Below are 17,254 nucleotides of genomic sequence, written 5' to 3'. Positions count from 1 at the left end.
CGCTGTCTCTCTTATAAATTTTATATTTTGACACTATGACCATAGACCGACCTGCCGCCGCCAAAGGCGAATCCGGCCAGCCTTTTCTGTTGATACGTAACCTGGTCAAGGAATTCGATGGCGTGAGGGCCGTCAACGATGTGTCGGTCGCGATCGACAAGGGTGAGATCTTCGCGCTGCTGGGCAGCTCCGGCTGCGGCAAATCGACGCTGCTGCGCATGCTGGCCGGCTTTGAGACGCCCACCTCGGGCCAGATCGAACTGGCCGGCAAGGACATCATCAACGTGCCGCCCTACGAGCGCCCGATCAACATGATGTTCCAGTCCTACGCCCTGTTCCCGCACCTGACCGTGTGGGACAACATCGCCTTCGGCCTGCGCCGCGACGGCCTGCCCAAGGACGAAGTGGCGCAGCGCGTGGACCAGATGCTGGACCTGGTGCAGTTGAAGGCCTACGGCAAGCGCAAACCGCACCAGCTGTCGGGCGGCCAGCAGCAGCGCGTGGCGCTGGCGCGCAGCCTGGCCAAGCGTCCGCAGTTGCTGCTGCTGGATGAACCGCTCGGCGCGCTGGACAAGAAACTGCGCGAGCGCACCCAGATGGAACTGGTCAACATCATCGAGCAGGTCGGCGTGACCTGCGTGATGGTGACCCACGACCAGGACGAAGCCATGAGCATGGCCACCCGCATCGCTGTCATGAGCGAGGGCCGCATCCTCCAGGTGGGCAAGCCGGGCGAGATCTACGAGACGCCCAACTGCCGCTTCGTGGCCGACTTCATCGGCAGCGTCAACCTGTTCGACGGCCGCGTGGCGGACGACCAGCCGGACCACGTGGTCATCGACTCGCCCGAGTGCCGGCACTACGTCACCCACGGCATCACGGGCACGGACAACATGCCCGTCTCGGTGGCCGTGCGACCCGAGAAGATCTGCCTGCAAGCGGAAGAACCCACGCCCGAACAGCGCGCCCACGCGGGCGAGCATGGCTACAACTGCGTGCAGGGTGTGGTCACGGCCATGGCCTACTTCGGCAACGAGACGCGCTACCACGTGAAGCTCGACAGCGGCATGGAACTGAAGGTCTCGCGCACCAACGCGGCCCGCCATGACGACACGGCGCTGCGCCGCGATCAGCGCGTGTATGCGTGGTGGGATGGCGCCGACGTCGTCGTGCTCACCAGCTGACGCGGAGCGAGGCCATGAAAACTTTGCTCGACAAGCTGCTGCACGTGTTCACGCTGCGCTGGATCACGGGCCGCCGGCTGGTGATCGCCGTGCCGTTCTTCTGGCTGGTGTGCGCCTTCCTGGTGCCGTTCCTGATCGTGATGCGCATCAGCTTCACGGAACCGGATGCGACCAACCCGTTCGGCACCCTGATGACGCTGGTGGACGGCGTGATCACGTTCAAGCTGAAAATCTCGAACTACCTGTTCATCGCGCAGGACGACTTGTACAGCCTGACGTATCTGAGCTCGATCAAGTTCGCCGCCATCACGACCATCCTGTGCCTGTTGATCGGCTACCCGTTCGCCTACTTCATGGCGCGCGCCAAACCGACCGTGCGGCCGGTGCTGATGATGATGGTGATGCTGCCGTTCTGGACCTCCTTCCTGCTGCGCATCTACGCGTGGAAGGGCATCCTGGCCAACAACGGCATCCTGAACCACTTCCTGATCAGCGTGGGCGCCATCACGGAACCGCTGCACCTGATGAACACCCAGTTCTCGCTCATCATCGGCATGGTGTACGCCTACCTGCCGTTCATGATCCTGCCGCTGTACGCCAACCTGGTGAAGATGGATGTGCGCTTCCTGGAGGCGGCGGCCGACCTGGGCGCCACGCCCATGCAAACCTTCTGGCGCATCACGGTGCCGCTGTCGAAGTCCGGCATCATCGCCGGCTCCATGCTGGTTTTCATTCCCGCCGTGGGCGAGTACGTGATTCCGGAACTGCTGGGCGGACCGGAAACGCTGATGATCGGCCACGTGCTGTGGGATGAATTCTTCACCAATAACGACTGGCCGATGGCCTCGTCGGTGACGGTGGTGGTGATCCTGCTGATCCTGGTGCCGATGGCGATCTTCAACAAGTACAAGGCGGAACAACAGATGGCGGGGCGCGCATGAACGGACAGAATTTTATCCAACGCTGGTTCGGGCGCGGCTGGCTGTCGCTGGGCTATGTGTTCCTGTACCTGCCCATCGTGGTGCTGGTGGTGTTCTCGTTTAACAGCTCGCGCCAGGACATGGTGTGGAGCGGTTTCTCCACCAAGTGGTACGGCGAATTGATGAACGACACCGAGATCATCTCCGGCTTCGGCCTGTCGCTGCGAATCGCCGTGCTGACGGCGTTCGCCTCCGTCATCCTCGGCACCTTTGCCGCGTTCGTGATGAACCGCTACCAGCGCTTCCACGGCCGCACGCTGTTCACGGGCATGGTCAGCGCGCCGCTGGTGATGCCGGAAGTGATCATCGGCCTGTCGCTGCTGCTGATGCTGGTGTCGGTACAGAAGATGTTCGGTTTCCCGGAGCGGGGGCTGATGACGATCTGGCTGGGGCACACCCTGCTGGGCATGGCCTATGCGGCGGTGGTGGTGCAGTCGCGCCTGCAGGAGATGAGCAAGTCGCTGGAGGAGGCGGCCATGGACCTGGGCTGCAAGCCGCACCAGGTGTTCTTCCTCGTCACGCTGCCCAACATCACGCAGGCGCTGGGTTCGGCGTGGCTGCTCACGTTCACGCTGTCGCTCGATGACGTGGTGCTGTCGGCCTTCCTGTCCGGCCCCGGCTCCTCGACCATGCCGATCGTGATCTTCTCGCGTGCCCGCCTGGGCCTCGATCCGCGTGTGAACGCCGTGGCGGCGCTGACCATCCTGGTGGTGTCGGTGGCCGTGGTCGCGTCCAGCCTCTGGATGGCGCGCGTGGAGCGGCAACGCCAGAAGCAGGTGGCGGCTGCCGCCAAGGCGGAATAAAGTGACCAACAAAATGGGCAGCCCCCAGAGGCTGCCCATTTAGCTAAACAGGCTCAGATGCCGCCCATGCAGATGTACTTGATGACCAGGTAGTCCTCGATACCGTATTTGGAGCCTTCGCGTCCCAGGCCCGATTGCTTGACCCCGCCGAACGGCGCGATCTCGTTCGAGATCAGTCCCGTGTTCACCCCGACCATGCCGCTCTCCAGCCCTTCTGCCACGCGCCAGATGCGGCCGATGTCGCGCGAATAGAAGTAGGCCGCCAGACCAAACTCCGTGTCGTTGGCCATGGCGATCACTTCCTCGTCCGTCTTGAAGCGGAACAGCGGCGCCAGCGGGCCGAAGGTTTCTTCCTTCGCCACCAGCATCTCCGGCGTCACGTCCGCGATCACGGTCGGCTGGAAGAAGCTGTGGCCGAGCGCGTGGCGCTTGCCGCCGGCCAGCAGGCGGCCACCTTTGGACAGCGCGTCGGCCACGTGTTCCTCGACCTTGACCACGGCCTTGTCCTCGATCATCGGGCCCTGCGTCACGCCCGGCTCCACGCCGTTGCCGACCTTGAGCTTGGCCACGGCCGCCACCAGTTTTTCGGCGAACGCGTCGTAGATCCCGTCTTGCACGTACAGGCGGTTGGCACACACGCAGGTCTGGCCCGCGTTACGGTACTTGGAGGCGATGGCGCCTTCCACGGCAGCATCCAAATCGGCGTCGTCGAACACGATGAACGGCGCGTTGCCACCCAGTTCCAGCGACAGCTTCTTGATGGTGGGCGCGCATTGCTGCATCAGCAGGCGGCCCACGGCCGTGGAGCCGGTGAAGCTCAGTTTGCGCACCACTGGATTGCTTGTCATCTCGCCGCCGATGGCGCGCGAGTCGCCCGTCAGGACGCTGAACACGCCGGCCGGCATGCCGGCCCGCTCGGCCAGCACGGCCAGCGCCAGCGCCGAAAACGGCGTCAGTTCGGCCGGTTTGACGATGATGGGGCAACCGGCCGCCAGCGCCGGGCCGACCTTGCGCGTGATCATGGCGGACGGGAAGTTCCACGGCGTGATGGCCGCGCACACGCCGATCGGCTCCTTGGTGACGACAATGCGCCGGTCCGGCCATGGCGACTGCATGGTGTCGCCGCTGACGCGCTTGCCTTCTTCCGCGAACCATTCGATGAACGAGGCGGCATAGCCGATCTCGCCCTTCGCCTCGGCCAGCGGCTTGCCCTGTTCGGTGGTCATGATCAGGGCCAGGTCGTCGGCGTGTTCCAGCATCAGGTCATGCCACTTGCGCAGCACGGCGGCCCGTTCCTTGGCCGACTTCTTGCGCCACGCGGGCCAGGCGCGGTTGGCCGCGTCGATGGCGCGCGCCGTCTCGGCCGCGCCCATGTGGGGGATGGTGCCCACCGTCTGTCCGGTGGCGGGGTTGATGACGTTGACGGTGGCGCCGTTGTCCGCGTCGCACCACTCGCCGTTGATGAAGCATTGCTGGCGCAGCAGCGCCGGATCTTTCAGAGTAAGCATGGTAGCCTTTCAGTGTTCGGTGTTCAGTGTTGCGCTGCGCGCATGGCCGACTCCAGGATGTCGAGAGCCTCATCAAACAACGCGTCACCAATGGTCAGCGGGAACAGGAAGCGCACCACGTTGCCATACACGCCGCAGGTCAGCAGGATCAGGCCCCGCTGCAGCGCCAGCGTCTGCACGCGCTTGGTGTAGTCCGTGTCGGGCGTGTCCGTGCCCGGCTGATTGAATTCTACCGCGACCATCGCACCGAGGCCGCGCACATCGGCGATCTGCGGCACGGCCGTGCGCAGGCCGCGCAGGCGGCCCTGCAGTTTCTCGCCCAGCGCGGCGGCGCGCTGGCACAGCTGTTCTTCCTCGATGATGCCCAGCACGGCGTGCGCGGCGGCGATGGCCAGTGGGTTGCCGGCGTAGGTGCCGCCCAGGCCGCCGGGCGCCGGCGCGTCCATGATCTCGGCCCGGCCCACCACGGCCGACAGTGGCATGCCGCCCGCCAGGCTCTTGGCGATGGTCATCAGGTCCGGCACCACGCCGCTGTGCTCCATGGCGAACAGCTTGCCGGTGCGGGCGAAGCCGGTTTGGATCTCGTCAGCGATCAGCAGGATGCCGTGCTGGTCGCAGATGGCGCGCAGCGCGCGCAGGAACTCGGGCGGCGCCACGTAGAAGCCGCCTTCGCCCTGCACCGGTTCCAGGATGATGGCCGCCACGCGGGCCGGATCGACGTCGGCCTTGAACAGCGTGGTCAGCGCCTTGAGCGCATCGTCCACGCTCACGCCATGCAGCGGCACGGGGTAGGGCGCGTGGAAGATCTCGGCCGGGAACGGGCCGAAACCGATCTTGTACGGCGCCACCTTGCCTGTCAGGGCCATGCCCATCATGGTGCGGCCGTGGAAGCCGCCGGCGAAGGCGATGACGGCACTGCGGCCGGTGGCGGCGCGGGCGATCTTGATGGCGTTTTCCACCGCTTCAGCGCCGCTGGAGAAGAAGGCCGTCTTCTTGGCGTGGGTGCCGGGGGTGATGGCGTTGATGCGTTCGGCCAGTTCCACATAGCCGGCATAAGGCACCACCTGGTAGCAGGTGTGGGTGAACTTGCCCATCTGTTGTTCGATTGCGGCCATGATCTTGGGATGGCGGTGGCCCGTGTTGAGCACGGCGATGCCGGCCGCGAAATCGATGTAGCGGCGGCCTTCCACGTCCCAGATTTCAGAGTTGAGGGCGCGTTCGGCGTAGAACTGGCACATCACGCCCACGCCGCGCGGGGTGGCTGCTTCTTTACGTTGCTGGAGTTCGGCATTGCTCATGGTCTGCTCACTGTCTCGTTATAGTGGTAGTGTTGGTCAAGCTGCAATGCCCGATACTACCTCCGGGATCGGAGCCTAGCCTAGTGCCACAATATTCAAAACGATAGAACCACTTGCGCTCAGTGTCCCTCAACGCCCCTCAGCGCCGCACGCCGGACAGGATCACGGATGCCAGCAGCCGGCCGTAATACGCGATTTTCTCGGGCGTGCAGTAGGCGTAGCCGACCAGCAGGCCGCGCCGCACGGGTGGCGCAAGGTAGTAGTTCGACAGCGCCTTGACCTGGATGCCCGATTCGGCCGCCAGCTTTTCCAGCGCCACGTCGTCCACGTGGGCCGGCAGCTCCACCACAAGATGCAGGCCCGATTCCTCGCTGGAGATGGTCACGCCGTGCGCGTGCGTGCCCAGTTGGTGCACCAGCGTGCGGCGCAGCATTTCCCGGCGCGCGCCGTAGATCTGGCGGATCTTGCGGATATGGGTGGTGAAGTGGCCCAGCGCGATGAAGTCGGCCAGCGCTGCCTGCACCATCAGCTGGCCGGGGCGCTGCAGGTCGTACAGCGCGCTCTTGAAGGCGTCCACCAGCTGTGGCGGCGCCACCACGTAGCCGATCTTGATGCCGGGGTAGAGCACCTTGGAGAAGGTGCCCATGTAGACCACGCGGTCGCCCGTGTCCAGTCCCTGCAGGGCCGCCAGCGGCCGGCCCGTGTAGCGGAATTCGCTGTCGTAGTCGTCCTCCAGTATCCAGGCGTTCTTGGTCAGCGCCACGTCCAGCAGTTCGCGCCGGCGCGCGAGGCTCATCACGGCGCCCGTTGGATACTGGTGCGACGGCGTCACGTAGATCAGGCGCGGATTGGTGGCCAGGTCGGCCGGCTCCAGCGCCATGCCGTCGCCGTCCACCGTGATCGGGTGCAGCAGCAGGTCGTTGGCCTGGAACACGCGGCGCGCGCCCCAGTAGCACGGGTCTTCGACCCAGGCCGTGTCGCCGGGATCGGCCAGCAGCTGGGCGCACAGGTCCAGCGAATGCTGGGTGCCGGCCGTGACCATCACCTGTTCCACCGACACCTTGACCGAGCGCGAGATGCGCAGGTATTCCGTGATGGCCTGGCGCAGCGGCAGGTAGCCGCCGGACTGGCCGTAGTCCAGCAGGTCGGCGCGCGCCTCGCGCCACACGCGGTTTTGCAGCCGCTGCCACAGTTTGAATGGGAACGAGGAAAAATCCGCGTCGCCCGGCGCGAACGGCTGGATCTCGTAGCGCGGCCCGGCCGCGAAGACGGTCAGCTCCTGGCCACGGCGCGACAGTGGTGCCACTTCCGCACCGTCCTCGCCAGCGCCATCCTGCTGCGGGTGAAAACCGCCGCGCATGCTGGCGCTGTGGGCCTGCAGGTCGGCCACATAGGTGCCGCTGCCCAGCGCACTGGTGACATAGCCTTCCACCCCCAGTTGTTCGAACGCGGCGATCACCGTGTTGCGGGAGATGCCGAGGTCGCGCGCCAGGTCGCGGCTGGACGGCAGCTTGTTGCCGGCGCCCAGCAGTTGCTGGTGGATGGCGGCCTTGGCCGCCTCATACAGGCGGCGCTGTTGCGGCAGGCGTGGATGGAAGTCGGGTTGGGCCAGGGTTTGCGCCAGCAGATCGGATGCGGGTGACATAGTTTTTGAAAGTGGTTCCAACTGAATTCAACAAGTGGCACTCACAATGAGTCCAACTTCCGCCTATGATTAATCAAAATTCATGCAAACGGAAGCGAAAGCGCGAAATTTTCGCCAAGCAGTCGTTAAGCGTGGCGCAACAAGTACTATATGAACAAGTTGTTGCGACAGGGTGGTCCCAGTTCATTCGGGCATTCGGCGGCGCAAGCGCCGCCAATGTGAAGACAACCAACGAGACAAAACACTATGCATCGCCCCATCGTGATCGTGCCGGCCTGTATCAACCAGATCGGCGTCCACCCCAACCACACGGCGCAACGCAAATACGTTGATGCCGTGGCCGCCGGTGCCGGCTGCCAGCCGCTGATCCTGCCCGCCCTGGGCGAGGCCACCGACCTGCAAGCCGTACTGGCCCTGGCCGACGGCATCATGCTGACCGGCTCCCCCTCCAACGTGCACGCCAGCCTGTATGGCCAGGAACTGCGCGACCCCAGCCTGCCGCTGGACCCGGCGCGCGACGCCACCACGCTGCCGCTGATCCGCGCGGCGCTGGCGCGCGGCCTGCCGCTGCTGGCCATCTGCCGCGGCTTCCAGGAAGTGAACGTGGCGCTGGGCGGCACGCTGCACCAGGCCGTGCATGAAGTGGAGGGCATGCGGGACCACCGCGAGCCCAAGCACCTGTCGCTGGAAGAACAATACGCACCGTCGCACCGCGTGCGCCTGGAACAGGGCGGCCGCCTGTCGCGCATCCTGGAAGGCGCCACCGAGATCGACGTCAACTCGCTGCACGGCCAGGGCATCGCGACGCTGGCGCCCGGCCTGCAAGTGGAAGCGCGCGCCGAGGACGGCCTGGTGGAGGCTTACAGCGTGGCCGACGCCCCCGGCTTCACGCTGGCGCTGCAATGGCACCCGGAGTGGCGCCTGGAGCACAACCCCGATTCTCAGAAAATGTTCCTGGCCTTTGGCCAGGCATGCCGGATCTATCAAAGCAAAGCAGGGAGAGGCGCATGAAGACCTACGAACTGTGGTCGCGACGGGTTCCTTAGGTTTCCTGTCCAAGCACGACTACAAGCGCGCGGCGCAGGAGACAGCGCCGCGCAAGATCAAGACTGACGAGAGAATCAAATGGCAATACGCGAGAACTTCACTTACACCGATATGGACCTGTGGCTCAACGAGAAACGGGTGACGGAAATTGAATGCCTGGTCCCCGACCTGACCGGCGTGGCACGCGGCAAAATCCTCCCACGCGGTAAGTTCACCCAGGAGCGCGGCATGCGCATCCCCGAGGCGGTGCTGGGCATGACCGTGACGGGCAATTATCCGACCGAGGACATGGCCTACGACCGCGCCATTTCCAGCACCGACCGCGACATGATCCTGAAGGCCGACCCCACCACCATCACCATGGTGCCATGGGCCGCCGACCCCACCGCGCAAGTGATCCACGACTGCTATTTCGCCGACGGCCGCCTGGTCGATTTCGCGCCCCGTTCCGTGCTGCGCCGCGTGCTCAAGCTGTACGCCGACCGTGGCTGGAAGCCCGTGGTGGCGCCGGAACTGGAGTTCTACCTGACGGCCAAGAACAGCGATCCCGACCTGCCGCTGAAACCGCCAATCGGCCGCAGCGGCCGCGCCGAAACCACGCGCCAGGTGTACAGCATCGACGCGGTGAATGAGTTCGATCCCCTGTTCGAGGACATCTACGATTACTGCGACATGATGAACCTGGACGTGGACACGCTGATTCATGAGATCGGCGCGGGCCAGATGGAGATCAACTTCCTGCACGGCGATCCACTGGGCCTGGCCGACAAGGTGTTCTTCTTCAAGCGCACGCTGCGCGAGGCGGCCCTCAAGCACGACATGTACGCCACCTTCATGGCCAAGCCGATGGCGGGCGAACCCGGTTCGGCCATGCACGTGCACCAGAGCGTGGTTGACATCAAGACGGGCCAGAACATCTTCAGCGCGCCCGATGGTTCGGCCGCGCCCATCTTCAAGCATTACATCGGCGGCCTGCAACGCTACATGCCGTCGGCCATGGCGATCGTGGCGCCGTACGTGAACTCGTACCGCCGCATCGTGCGCCACACGGCCGCCCCCATCAACATCCAGTGGGGCATGGACAACCGCACCGTGGGCTTCCGCATCCCCGAGTCGGGCGTGCAGGATCGCCGCGTGGAGAACCGCATCATCGGCGCCGACGCCAACCCCTACCTGGCGCTGGCCGTCACGCTGGCCTGCGGCTACCTGGGCATGGTGGACCAGCTGGAGCCGACCCCGATCACCGAGGGCAGCGCGTACGACCTCAAGTTCGAGCTGCCGCAAGGCTTGCCCGAAGCGCTGCACGCATTGCGCGCCGAGGACAAGCTGCGCACCGTGCTGGGCGACCGTTTCATCGACGTGTATGCGGCCATTAAGGACCTGGAGCACCAGGAATTCATGACCGTCATCAGCCCTTGGGAACGCGAGCACTTGCTGCTGCACGTCTAAGCGCTCTCCCACTACCAGCAGTACGCGGCCGTGCGGAACACGGCCGTACGACAAACACTCTCATTCAACCTCATTGAGATAGGGATCATCATGTCTTCAAATCCCCTGGCGCCCAGCGCCGCACTGGTGGCATCGGTGAAATCGGCCGCCACCCGCAACGAACTGTACGACACGGCGGCGATCCAGAAAATGGACTCGGCCCACTACCTGCACCCGTTCACCGACTTCAAGCAGCTCAACGAAAACGGCGCCCGCGTGATGGTGCGCGGCGAGGGCATCTACCTGTGGGACTCGCAGGGCAAGAAGGTGTTGGACGGCATGTCCGGCCTGTGGTGCGTCAACGTCGGCTATGGCCGCACCAGCATCTCGGAAGCCGTGTACCGCCAGATGGAGACGCTGCCGTTCTATAACAGCTTCTTCAACACCACCAACGTGCCGGCCGTGCAGCTGGCCACCAAGCTGGCCGAGATCGCGCCGCCCGGCTTCCAGCACGTGTTCTTCACGGGCTCCGGCTCGGAAGGCAACGACACCAACGTGCGCATGGTGCGCCGCTACTGGGACTTGATGGGCCAGCCCGAGCGCCACACCATCATCAGCCGCCACAACGCTTACCACGGCAGCACCATGGCCGGCGCCTCGCTGGGCGGCATGGACGGCATGCATGCACAAGGCGGCCTGCCGATTCCGGGCGTGGTCCACATCGGCCAGCCCAACTACCTGGAAGCGGGCCAGGGCATGACCGAGGACGAATTCGGCATCAAGGCCGCCTCCTGGCTGGAGGACAAGATCCTGGAAGTGGGCGCCGACAAGGTGGCTGCCTTCATCGGCGAGCCGGTGCAGGGCGCCGGCGGCGTGATCATCCCGCCGGCCACCTACTGGCCCGAAATCCAGCGCATTTGCGACAAGTACGGCATCCTGCTGATCGCCGATGAAGTGATCTGCGGCTTCGGCCGGCTGGGCAAATGGTTCGCCTCCGAGCTGTTCGGCATCCGTCCTGACCTGATCACCTTCGCCAAGGGCGTTACCTCCGGCTACGTGCCGCTGGGCGGCGTGTTGGTGGGCGACCGCGTGGCCAATGTGCTGATCGAGAAGGGCGGCGATTTCAACCACGGCTTCACCTACTCGGGCCACCCGGTGGCGTGCGCCGCCGCGCTGGAGAACATCCGCATCATCGAGGCCGAGCAGCTGGTGCAGCGCGTGGGCGAGGACACCGGACCTTACCTGAAAGAGCGCTTCGCCACGCTGGGCGACCATCCGCTGGTGGGCTACACCAGCAGCTGCGGCTTCGTTGCGGGCCTGAACCTGGTGCGCAGCAAGGGCGCGACCGTGCACGAGAACGTGGCGTTCGATGAGGCGCTCAGCGTCGGCATGGTGTGCCGCGGCTACATGTTCAACAACGGCATGATCATGCGCGCCGTGGGCGACCGCATGATCATCGCGCCGCCGCTGGTGATGACGCGTGCGCAGATCGACGAAATGGTGGCGCTGATCCGCCACTGCCTCGACCTGACGTATGAGGATATCAAGCAGCGCGGCTGGGTATAAGCACCTGGGTACGACAACCTATCACACAAGAGCAGTCACACGAGACGCAATCCAACTGTAAAAAGATCGGGAGAGAAGAATGATGATGCCAGCACCAGCCCAGCACCTGAAGCACCTCAAGCATATTAAGCGCCTGAAGCATAACCTCGCGCGCGGCCTGTCCTGTATGTTCGCCGCCACGGCCGTGGCGGCGGCCGTGGCCACGCCGGCCATGGCGGAGGAGGAGAAGGTCCTCAACATCTACAACTGGTCGGACTACATCGCCGACGACACCATCAAGAACTTCGAGAAGGAAACCGGCATCAAGGTCCGTTACGACCTGTTCGACAGTAACGAAGTCCTGCACGCCAAGCTCACGGCCGGCAAGACGGGCTACGACATCGTGGTCCCATCGTCGAACTGGGCGCGCCTGCAGATCGACGGCGGCCTGCTCAAGGAACTGGACAAGAGCAAGCTGCCCAACCTGGCCAACATGGACCCGCAACTGCAGTCGCTGATCGGCCGCAATCTCGATCCCGGCAACAAGCACCTGGTGATCTGGCTGTGGGGTTACACCACGCTGGGCATCAACGTGGACAAGGTCAAGGCCGCGCTGGGCAGCACCCCGATGCCGGAAAACGCATGGGACCTGATCTTCGATCCCAAGTATGTCTCCAAGCTCAAATCGTGCGGCGTGTCCGTGCTCGATTCGCCCTCTGAAATCCTGCCGCCGGCCTTGCAATACCTGGGCAAGCCGGCCTTCTCCAAGAACAGCTCCGACTACCAGGACGCGGGCCGCCTGCTCAACTCCATCCGTCCCTACGTAACCCTGTTCAGCTCCTCCGGCTACATCAACGACATGGCCAACGGCTCGCTGTGCCTGGCGCTGGGCTGGTCGGGCGACATCAACATCGCGCGCCAGCGCGCCATCGACGCCAAGAACGGCAACCATATCGAAGCCCTGATCCCTAAGACCACGGCCACCCTCCTGTTCGACACCATGGCCATCCCGGCCGACGCGCCGCACCCCAACAATGCGCTGATGTGGATGAACTACATCATGCGTCCTGAAGTCCACGCCAGCCTGACCAACAAAGTCTTCTACGCCAACCCGAACGCCGCCGCCGTCAAATACGTCAAGAAGGACATCGCCGAAAACAAGACGGTGTACCTGTCCGACGAAGACAAGAAGCGCATGACCGTCCCCGAGCCGTACAGCTCCGACATCCGACGCATCATGACCCGCGTCTACACCAAGTTCAAAACCGGACTGTAAGGAAAAAAACGTGTGTTTTCACGCCCGGCAGGCGCCGGGTGTGGCCGCCGCATGTCCGTTTCACTTTACTTTGACTGTGCAATCATGAATCCAGCACCATCCGCCAAGCCGGCGGTCGACGCCGGCCAGCCGTTCCTGTTCATCCGTAACCTCGTCAAATCGTTCGACGGGGTGCGCGCGGTGGACGATATTTCCGTCACCATCAACAAGGGCGAAATCTTCGCCCTGCTGGGCAGCTCTGGCTGCGGCAAGTCCACCTTGCTGCGCATGCTGGCCGGCTTCGAAACGCCGACCGAAGGCCAGATCACGCTGGCCGGGCAGGACATCGTCAGCGTGCCGCCGTACCAGCGTCCGATCAACATGATGTTCCAGTCGTACGCGCTGTTCCCGCACCTGTCCGTGTGGGACAACATCGCCTTCGGCCTGCGCCGCGACGGCCTGCCGGCCGAAGAAGTGGCGGCCCGCGTGGAGCAGATGCTGGCCCTGGTCCAGCTCAAGGCCTACGGCCGCCGCAAACCGCACCAGCTGTCGGGCGGCCAGCAGCAGCGCGTGGCGCTGGCGCGCAGCCTGGCCAAGCGTCCGCAGTTGCTGCTGCTGGATGAACCGCTCGGCGCGCTGGACAAGAAACTGCGCGAGCGCACCCAGATGGAACTGGTCAACATCATCGAGCAGGTCGGCGTGACCTGCGTGATGGTGACCCACGACCAGGACGAAGCCATGAGCATGGCCACCCGCATCGCCGTCATGAGCGAGGGCCGCATCCTCCAGGTGGGCAAGCCGGGCGAGATCTACGAGACCCCCAACTGCCGCTTCGTGGCCGACTTCATCGGCAGCGTCAATCTGTTCAACGGCAATGTGGTGGTCGACGAGCCGGACCACGTGGTGGTCGATTCGCCCGAGGGCCGGCACTACATCAACCACGGCATCACCGGCACCAAGGGGATGGACGTGTCGGTAGCCGTGCGGCCGGAGAAGATCTGCCTGCAATCGGAAGCGCCCACCGGAGAGCAGCGTGCGCACGCCAACGAGCATGGCTTCAACTGCGTGCAGGGCACCATCACGGCCATGGCCTACTTCGGCAACGACACCCACTACCACGTGAAGCTCGACAGCGGCATGCTGCTCAAGGTGTCGCGCACCAACGCGGCCCGCCACGACAGCAGCCATTTGCAACGCGACCAGCGCGTGCACGCGTGGTGGGATGGCGCCGACATCGTGGCGCTGACCAGCTAAGGAGCCGCCATGAGAACCTCCACACTCACCCACGCGCTCACGCTGCGCTGGATCACGGGCCGCCGGCTGGTGATCGCCGTGCCGTTCTTCTGGCTGGTGTGCGCCTTCCTGGTGCCGTTCCTGATCGTGATGCGCATCAGCTTCACGGAGCCCGATGCGGCCAACCCGTTCGGCACCCTGATGACGCTGGTGGACGGCATCGTCACCTTCAAGGTCAAGGTGTCGAACTACCTGTTCATCGCGCAGGACGACTTGTACAGCCTGACCTATCTGAGCTCGATCAAGTTCGCCGCCATCACTACGGCCCTGTGCCTGCTGATCGGCTACCCGTTCGCCTACTTCATGGCGCGCGCCAAGCCGACCGTGCGGCCGGTGCTGATGATGATGGTGATGCTGCCGTTCTGGACCTCCTTCCTGCTGCGCATCTACGCGTGGAAGGGCATCCTGGCCAACAACGGCATCCTCAACCACTTCCTGATCAGCGTGGGCGCCATCACGGAACCGCTGCACCTGATGAACACCCAGTTCTCGCTCATCATCGGCATGGTGTACGCCTATCTGCCGTTCATGATCCTGCCGCTGTACGCCAACCTGGTGAAGATGGATGTGCGCTTCCTGGAAGCGGCGGCCGACCTGGGCGCCACGCCCATGCAAACCTTCTGGCGCATCACGGTGCCGCTGTCGAAGTCCGGCATTATCGCCGGCTCCATGCTGGTGTTCATTCCGGCCGTGGGCGAGTACGTGATTCCGGAACTGCTGGGCGGTCCCGAGACGCTGATGATCGGCCACGTGCTGTGGGACGAATTCTTCACCAATAACGACTGGCCGATGGCCTCGTCGGTGACGGTGGTGGTGATCCTGCTGATCCTGGTGCCGATGGCGATCTTCAACAAGTACAAGGCGGAACAACAGATGGCGGGGCGCGCATGAACGGACAGAATTTTATCCAACGCTGGTTCGGGCGCGGCTGGCTGTCGCTGGGCTATGTGTTCCTGTACCTGCCCATCGTGGTGCTGGTGGTGTTCTCGTTTAACAGCTCGCGCCAGGACATGGTGTGGAGCGGTTTCTCCACCAAGTGGTACGGCGAATTGATGAACGACACGGAGATCATCTCGGGCTTCGGCCTGTCGCTGCGCATCGCCGTGCTGACGGCGTTCGCCTCCGTCATCCTCGGCACCTTTGCCGCGTTCGTGATGAATCGCTACCAGCGCTTCCACGGCCGCACGCTGTTCACGGGCATGGTCAGCGCGCCGCTGGTGATGCCGGAAGTGATCATCGGCCTGTCGCTGCTGTTGATGCTGGTGTCTGTACAGAAGATGTTTGGCTTCCCTGAGCGGGGGCTGATGACGATCTGGCTGGGCCACACCCTGCTGGGCATGGCCTACGCGGCCGTGGTGGTGCAGTCGCGCCTGCAGGAGATGAGCAAGTCGCTGGAGGAGGCGGCCATGGACCTGGGCTGCAAGCCGCACCAGGTGTTCTTCCTCGTCACGCTGCCCAACATCACGCAGGCGCTGGGATCGGCGTGGCTGCTCACGTTCACGCTGTCGCTCGATGACGTGGTGCTGTCGGCCTTCCTGTCCGGCCCCGGCTCCTCGACCATGCCAATCGTGATCTTCTCGCGCGCCCGCCTGGGCCTCGATCCGCGTGTGAACGCCGTGGCGGCGCTGACCATCCTGGTGGTGTCGGTGGCCGTGGTCGCGTCCAGCCTCTGGATGGCACGCGCCGAACGCCTGCGCCAGAAACAGATTTCCGCTGCCTTCAAGGCAGATAACGAGTAGTCGCCAACACAACCGATAACAACCGATAACAAGGGGGAGTAGTCATGCATTTGATGAAGAAAATCGTCGTCGCCATTGCCATCGCTTATCCGGCCGTCGCCATGGCCGAAAGCACCAAGGACTTGAAGGCGGAACTGGAGGCGCTCAAGGCCCATGTGAAGCAGCTGGAAGCGATGATCGAAAAGGTGAGCACGCAGACGGTCCAGGCCAACAACCAGGCCAAGGAAGCCAGCGCGCAGGCGGCCCAAGCCAGCAGCAAGGCCGACGAAGCTGCCGCCAGCGCTGGCAAGGCGGCCGAGAACACGGTCGACGTGGCCGAATTCAACCGCATCCGCATCAAGACGGAAGCCATGGAGGACGCACAGGAAGCGAACGGCTTCAAGTCCGTCAAGATCTCCGGCTACGTCGATCCGACCTACCTGTACAACCGCAACGCCAAGACGTCGAGCTTCATGTTCTTCAACAATAACAGCTCGGTCAACGGTTCCGGCGAGACCTTCGGCTACGACAACACCTTCTTCGGCAGTGGCATGCTGAACTTCGAGAAGGAACTGGAAGGCGGCACCAAGCTGAAGATGACGCTCATGCCGAGCAAGAGCGCGGGCGCCGGCTACAACTTCGGCAGCCTGGTGCACGAGGCCTCGTTCCTTGTGCCGTTGGGCGATTTGAACACGCGCTTCATCGGCGGCCAGCTTCCCGACTGGACCGGTTACGAAATGATCCCGTCCAACCTGAACAAGCTGATCACCCACAACCTGCTGTTTGACTTCTCGGCTGCGAACTTCTACACGGGCGCCGGTATGGAGGTCCTGGATGGCAAGTGGGACGCCAAGTTCATCGTCGGTAACCTCAACAGCGCCAAGATCGACGTCGCGCGCCGCAACGCGCCCGGCCTGTTCTACCGCGTCGATTACGCCAAGGGAGAGTTCAACGGTTTCGGCTTCTCCGGCATCCACGCCGGTTTCGACGACCACACCCAATTCGGCCGCCTGGATTTGATGGAGGTGGATGGCTACTTCACGCGCGGCGACTGGAACACGCAGGGCCAGATCGGCTATGGCCGCCAGAAGGCCACCGCCTACAACGGCTACACGGGCGACGCCATGCACTGGTGGGGCTTGTCCGGCTTGGTGTCGTACAAGATCACGCCGCGCCTGGAAGCGATCGCCCGCTACGACTACATCAACAACAAGCGTAACGGCGGCGGCGTGTTCGGTTCCACCTACGGCGGCACCTGCCTGGACGCCACCGGCGCCGATGCGAACTGCCCGGATGGCCGCAACGGCTTCGGCTCCAGCATGAGCTTCGACGGCAGCAACTGGGTGGTGGCCGACCCCACGCAAGGCACCAACCGCTCGGCGCTCTCGCTGGGGTTAAACTATGCCTTGATGCCGGGGGTGAACCTGAAAGGCGAATACCGTTATGACCGTTCCACCGGCAACGTGTTCAAGACCGCGGACGACCAGTACCGCCGCGACAACCATGTGATCGGCGTGTCGACGCTGATCAGCTTCTAAGCCAGGAGGAAC

General features: G+C 64.0%; 14 protein-coding genes. 11 read left to right on the top strand and 3 right to left on the bottom strand.

Translation table 11 applies throughout. The annotated features are described in order from the left end of the window. The first annotated feature begins 35 nt into the window (after positions 1–35). Genes H3H37_RS18730 through H3H37_RS18720 form a run of 3 tightly spaced genes read left to right on the top strand, consistent with a single transcriptional unit; the run spans position 36 to position 2,967 of the window. On the top strand, positions 36–1,184 hold the full coding sequence (locus H3H37_RS18730; RefSeq protein WP_182165320.1) for an ABC transporter ATP-binding protein: 1,149 nt from the start codon (positions 36–38) through the stop codon (positions 1,182–1,184). A gap of 14 nt (positions 1,185–1,198) precedes the next feature. After that, entirely contained in the window at positions 1,199–2,125 is a 927-nt protein-coding gene (locus H3H37_RS18725) for an ABC transporter permease subunit (RefSeq protein WP_182165317.1), read from the top strand. Then, positions 2,122–2,967, top strand: coding sequence for an ABC transporter permease (locus tag H3H37_RS18720; protein ID WP_182165314.1), 846 nt, complete (start codon positions 2,122–2,124; stop codon positions 2,965–2,967). Before H3H37_RS18725 ends, H3H37_RS18720 begins: the two co-directional genes overlap by 4 nt. Positions 2,968–3,020: 53 nt before the next feature. On the opposite strand, the gene gabD is transcribed toward H3H37_RS18720, so the two are convergent. The 3 genes from gabD to pdxR all read right to left on the bottom strand — a co-directional run bounded on the left by gabD (position 3,021) and on the right by pdxR (position 7,418). Then, complete coding sequence (gabD, locus tag H3H37_RS18715) at positions 3,021–4,475, bottom strand: NADP-dependent succinate-semialdehyde dehydrogenase (protein WP_182165312.1); 1,455 nt, start codon at positions 4,473–4,475, stop codon at positions 3,021–3,023. 23 nt (positions 4,476–4,498) lie between these two features. After that, the gene (locus H3H37_RS18710; RefSeq protein WP_182165309.1) at positions 4,499–5,773 is read right to left on the bottom strand and encodes a 4-aminobutyrate--2-oxoglutarate transaminase; all 1,275 of its coding nucleotides are present in this window, start codon (positions 5,771–5,773) and stop codon (positions 4,499–4,501) included. A gap of 139 nt (positions 5,774–5,912) precedes the next feature. Further along, the gene (gene pdxR, locus H3H37_RS18705) at positions 5,913–7,418 is read right to left on the bottom strand and encodes a MocR-like pyridoxine biosynthesis transcription factor PdxR (RefSeq protein WP_182165307.1); all 1,506 of its coding nucleotides are present in this window, start codon (positions 7,416–7,418) and stop codon (positions 5,913–5,915) included. 246 nt (positions 7,419–7,664) lie between these two features. On the opposite strand from pdxR, the gene H3H37_RS18700 reads away from it, so the two are divergent. From H3H37_RS18700 to H3H37_RS18665, 8 genes are all read left to right on the top strand, one after another. Then, positions 7,665–8,429 carry a gamma-glutamyl-gamma-aminobutyrate hydrolase family protein gene (locus H3H37_RS18700; RefSeq protein WP_182165305.1) on the top strand — a complete coding sequence of 255 codons (765 nt, stop codon included), beginning with the start codon at positions 7,665–7,667 and terminating at the stop codon, positions 8,427–8,429. A gap of 114 nt (positions 8,430–8,543) precedes the next feature. After that, positions 8,544–9,914 (top strand): glutamine synthetase family protein, encoded by a 1,371-nt coding sequence (locus H3H37_RS18695; protein WP_182165303.1) that lies wholly within the window; start codon positions 8,544–8,546, stop codon positions 9,912–9,914. Between the two features lie 90 nt (positions 9,915–10,004). After that, positions 10,005–11,459, top strand: coding sequence for an aspartate aminotransferase family protein (locus H3H37_RS18690; protein ID WP_182165302.1), 1,455 nt, complete (start codon positions 10,005–10,007; stop codon positions 11,457–11,459). A gap of 166 nt (positions 11,460–11,625) precedes the next feature. Next, complete coding sequence (locus tag H3H37_RS18685) at positions 11,626–12,714, top strand: polyamine ABC transporter substrate-binding protein (protein ID WP_182165451.1); 1,089 nt, start codon at positions 11,626–11,628, stop codon at positions 12,712–12,714. Positions 12,715–12,798: 84 nt separating this feature from the next. Beyond that, on the top strand, positions 12,799–13,947 hold the full coding sequence (locus H3H37_RS18680; protein ID WP_182165300.1) for an ABC transporter ATP-binding protein: 1,149 nt from the start codon (positions 12,799–12,801) through the stop codon (positions 13,945–13,947). 9 nt (positions 13,948–13,956) lie between these two features. After that, complete coding sequence (locus H3H37_RS18675; protein WP_182165297.1) at positions 13,957–14,877, top strand: ABC transporter permease subunit; 921 nt, start codon at positions 13,957–13,959, stop codon at positions 14,875–14,877. Beyond that, on the top strand, positions 14,874–15,725 hold the full coding sequence (locus H3H37_RS18670; RefSeq protein ID WP_182165295.1) for an ABC transporter permease: 852 nt from the start codon (positions 14,874–14,876) through the stop codon (positions 15,723–15,725). The genes H3H37_RS18675 and H3H37_RS18670 overlap by 4 nt, the downstream gene beginning before the upstream one ends. Positions 15,726–15,769: 44 nt before the next feature. After that, positions 15,770–17,242, top strand: a complete 1,473-nt coding sequence (locus tag H3H37_RS18665; protein ID WP_182165293.1) for a DUF3138 family protein — start codon at positions 15,770–15,772, stop codon at positions 17,240–17,242. Positions 17,243–17,254: the final 12 nt, after the last annotated feature.

The sequence above is a fragment of the Rugamonas brunnea genome (assembly GCF_014042345.1).
Classification (GTDB): Bacteria; Pseudomonadota; Gammaproteobacteria; order Burkholderiales; family Burkholderiaceae_D; genus Rugamonas; species Rugamonas brunnea.
Note: the sequence above shows the minus strand (reverse complement) of the source record. Positions and strands in the feature narration are given on the sequence as shown.

Excerpts from the sequence above, each read along its gene's own strand:
- H3H37_RS18730 (WP_182165320.1), top strand. The coding sequence starts at position 36 with ATGACCATAGACCGACCTGCCGCCGCCAAAGGCGAATCCGGCCAGCCT.
- H3H37_RS18725 (WP_182165317.1), top strand. The coding sequence starts at position 1,199 with ATGAAAACTTTGCTCGACAAGCTGCTGCACGTGTTCACGCTGCGCTGG.
- H3H37_RS18720 (WP_182165314.1), top strand. The coding sequence starts at position 2,122 with ATGAACGGACAGAATTTTATCCAACGCTGGTTCGGGCGCGGCTGGCTG.
- gabD (WP_182165312.1), bottom strand. The coding sequence starts at position 4,475 with ATGCTTACTCTGAAAGATCCGGCGCTGCTGCGCCAGCAATGCTTCATC.
- H3H37_RS18710 (WP_182165309.1), bottom strand. The coding sequence starts at position 5,773 with ATGAGCAATGCCGAACTCCAGCAACGTAAAGAAGCAGCCACCCCGCGC.
- pdxR (WP_182165307.1), bottom strand. The coding sequence starts at position 7,418 with ATGTCACCCGCATCCGATCTGCTGGCGCAAACCCTGGCCCAACCCGAC.
- H3H37_RS18700 (WP_182165305.1), top strand. The coding sequence starts at position 7,665 with ATGCATCGCCCCATCGTGATCGTGCCGGCCTGTATCAACCAGATCGGC.
- H3H37_RS18695 (WP_182165303.1), top strand. The coding sequence starts at position 8,544 with ATGGCAATACGCGAGAACTTCACTTACACCGATATGGACCTGTGGCTC.
- H3H37_RS18690 (WP_182165302.1), top strand. The coding sequence starts at position 10,005 with ATGTCTTCAAATCCCCTGGCGCCCAGCGCCGCACTGGTGGCATCGGTG.
- H3H37_RS18685 (WP_182165451.1), top strand. The coding sequence starts at position 11,626 with ATGTTCGCCGCCACGGCCGTGGCGGCGGCCGTGGCCACGCCGGCCATG.
- H3H37_RS18680 (WP_182165300.1), top strand. The coding sequence starts at position 12,799 with ATGAATCCAGCACCATCCGCCAAGCCGGCGGTCGACGCCGGCCAGCCG.
- H3H37_RS18675 (WP_182165297.1), top strand. The coding sequence starts at position 13,957 with ATGAGAACCTCCACACTCACCCACGCGCTCACGCTGCGCTGGATCACG.
- H3H37_RS18670 (WP_182165295.1), top strand. The coding sequence starts at position 14,874 with ATGAACGGACAGAATTTTATCCAACGCTGGTTCGGGCGCGGCTGGCTG.
- H3H37_RS18665 (WP_182165293.1), top strand. The coding sequence starts at position 15,770 with ATGCATTTGATGAAGAAAATCGTCGTCGCCATTGCCATCGCTTATCCG.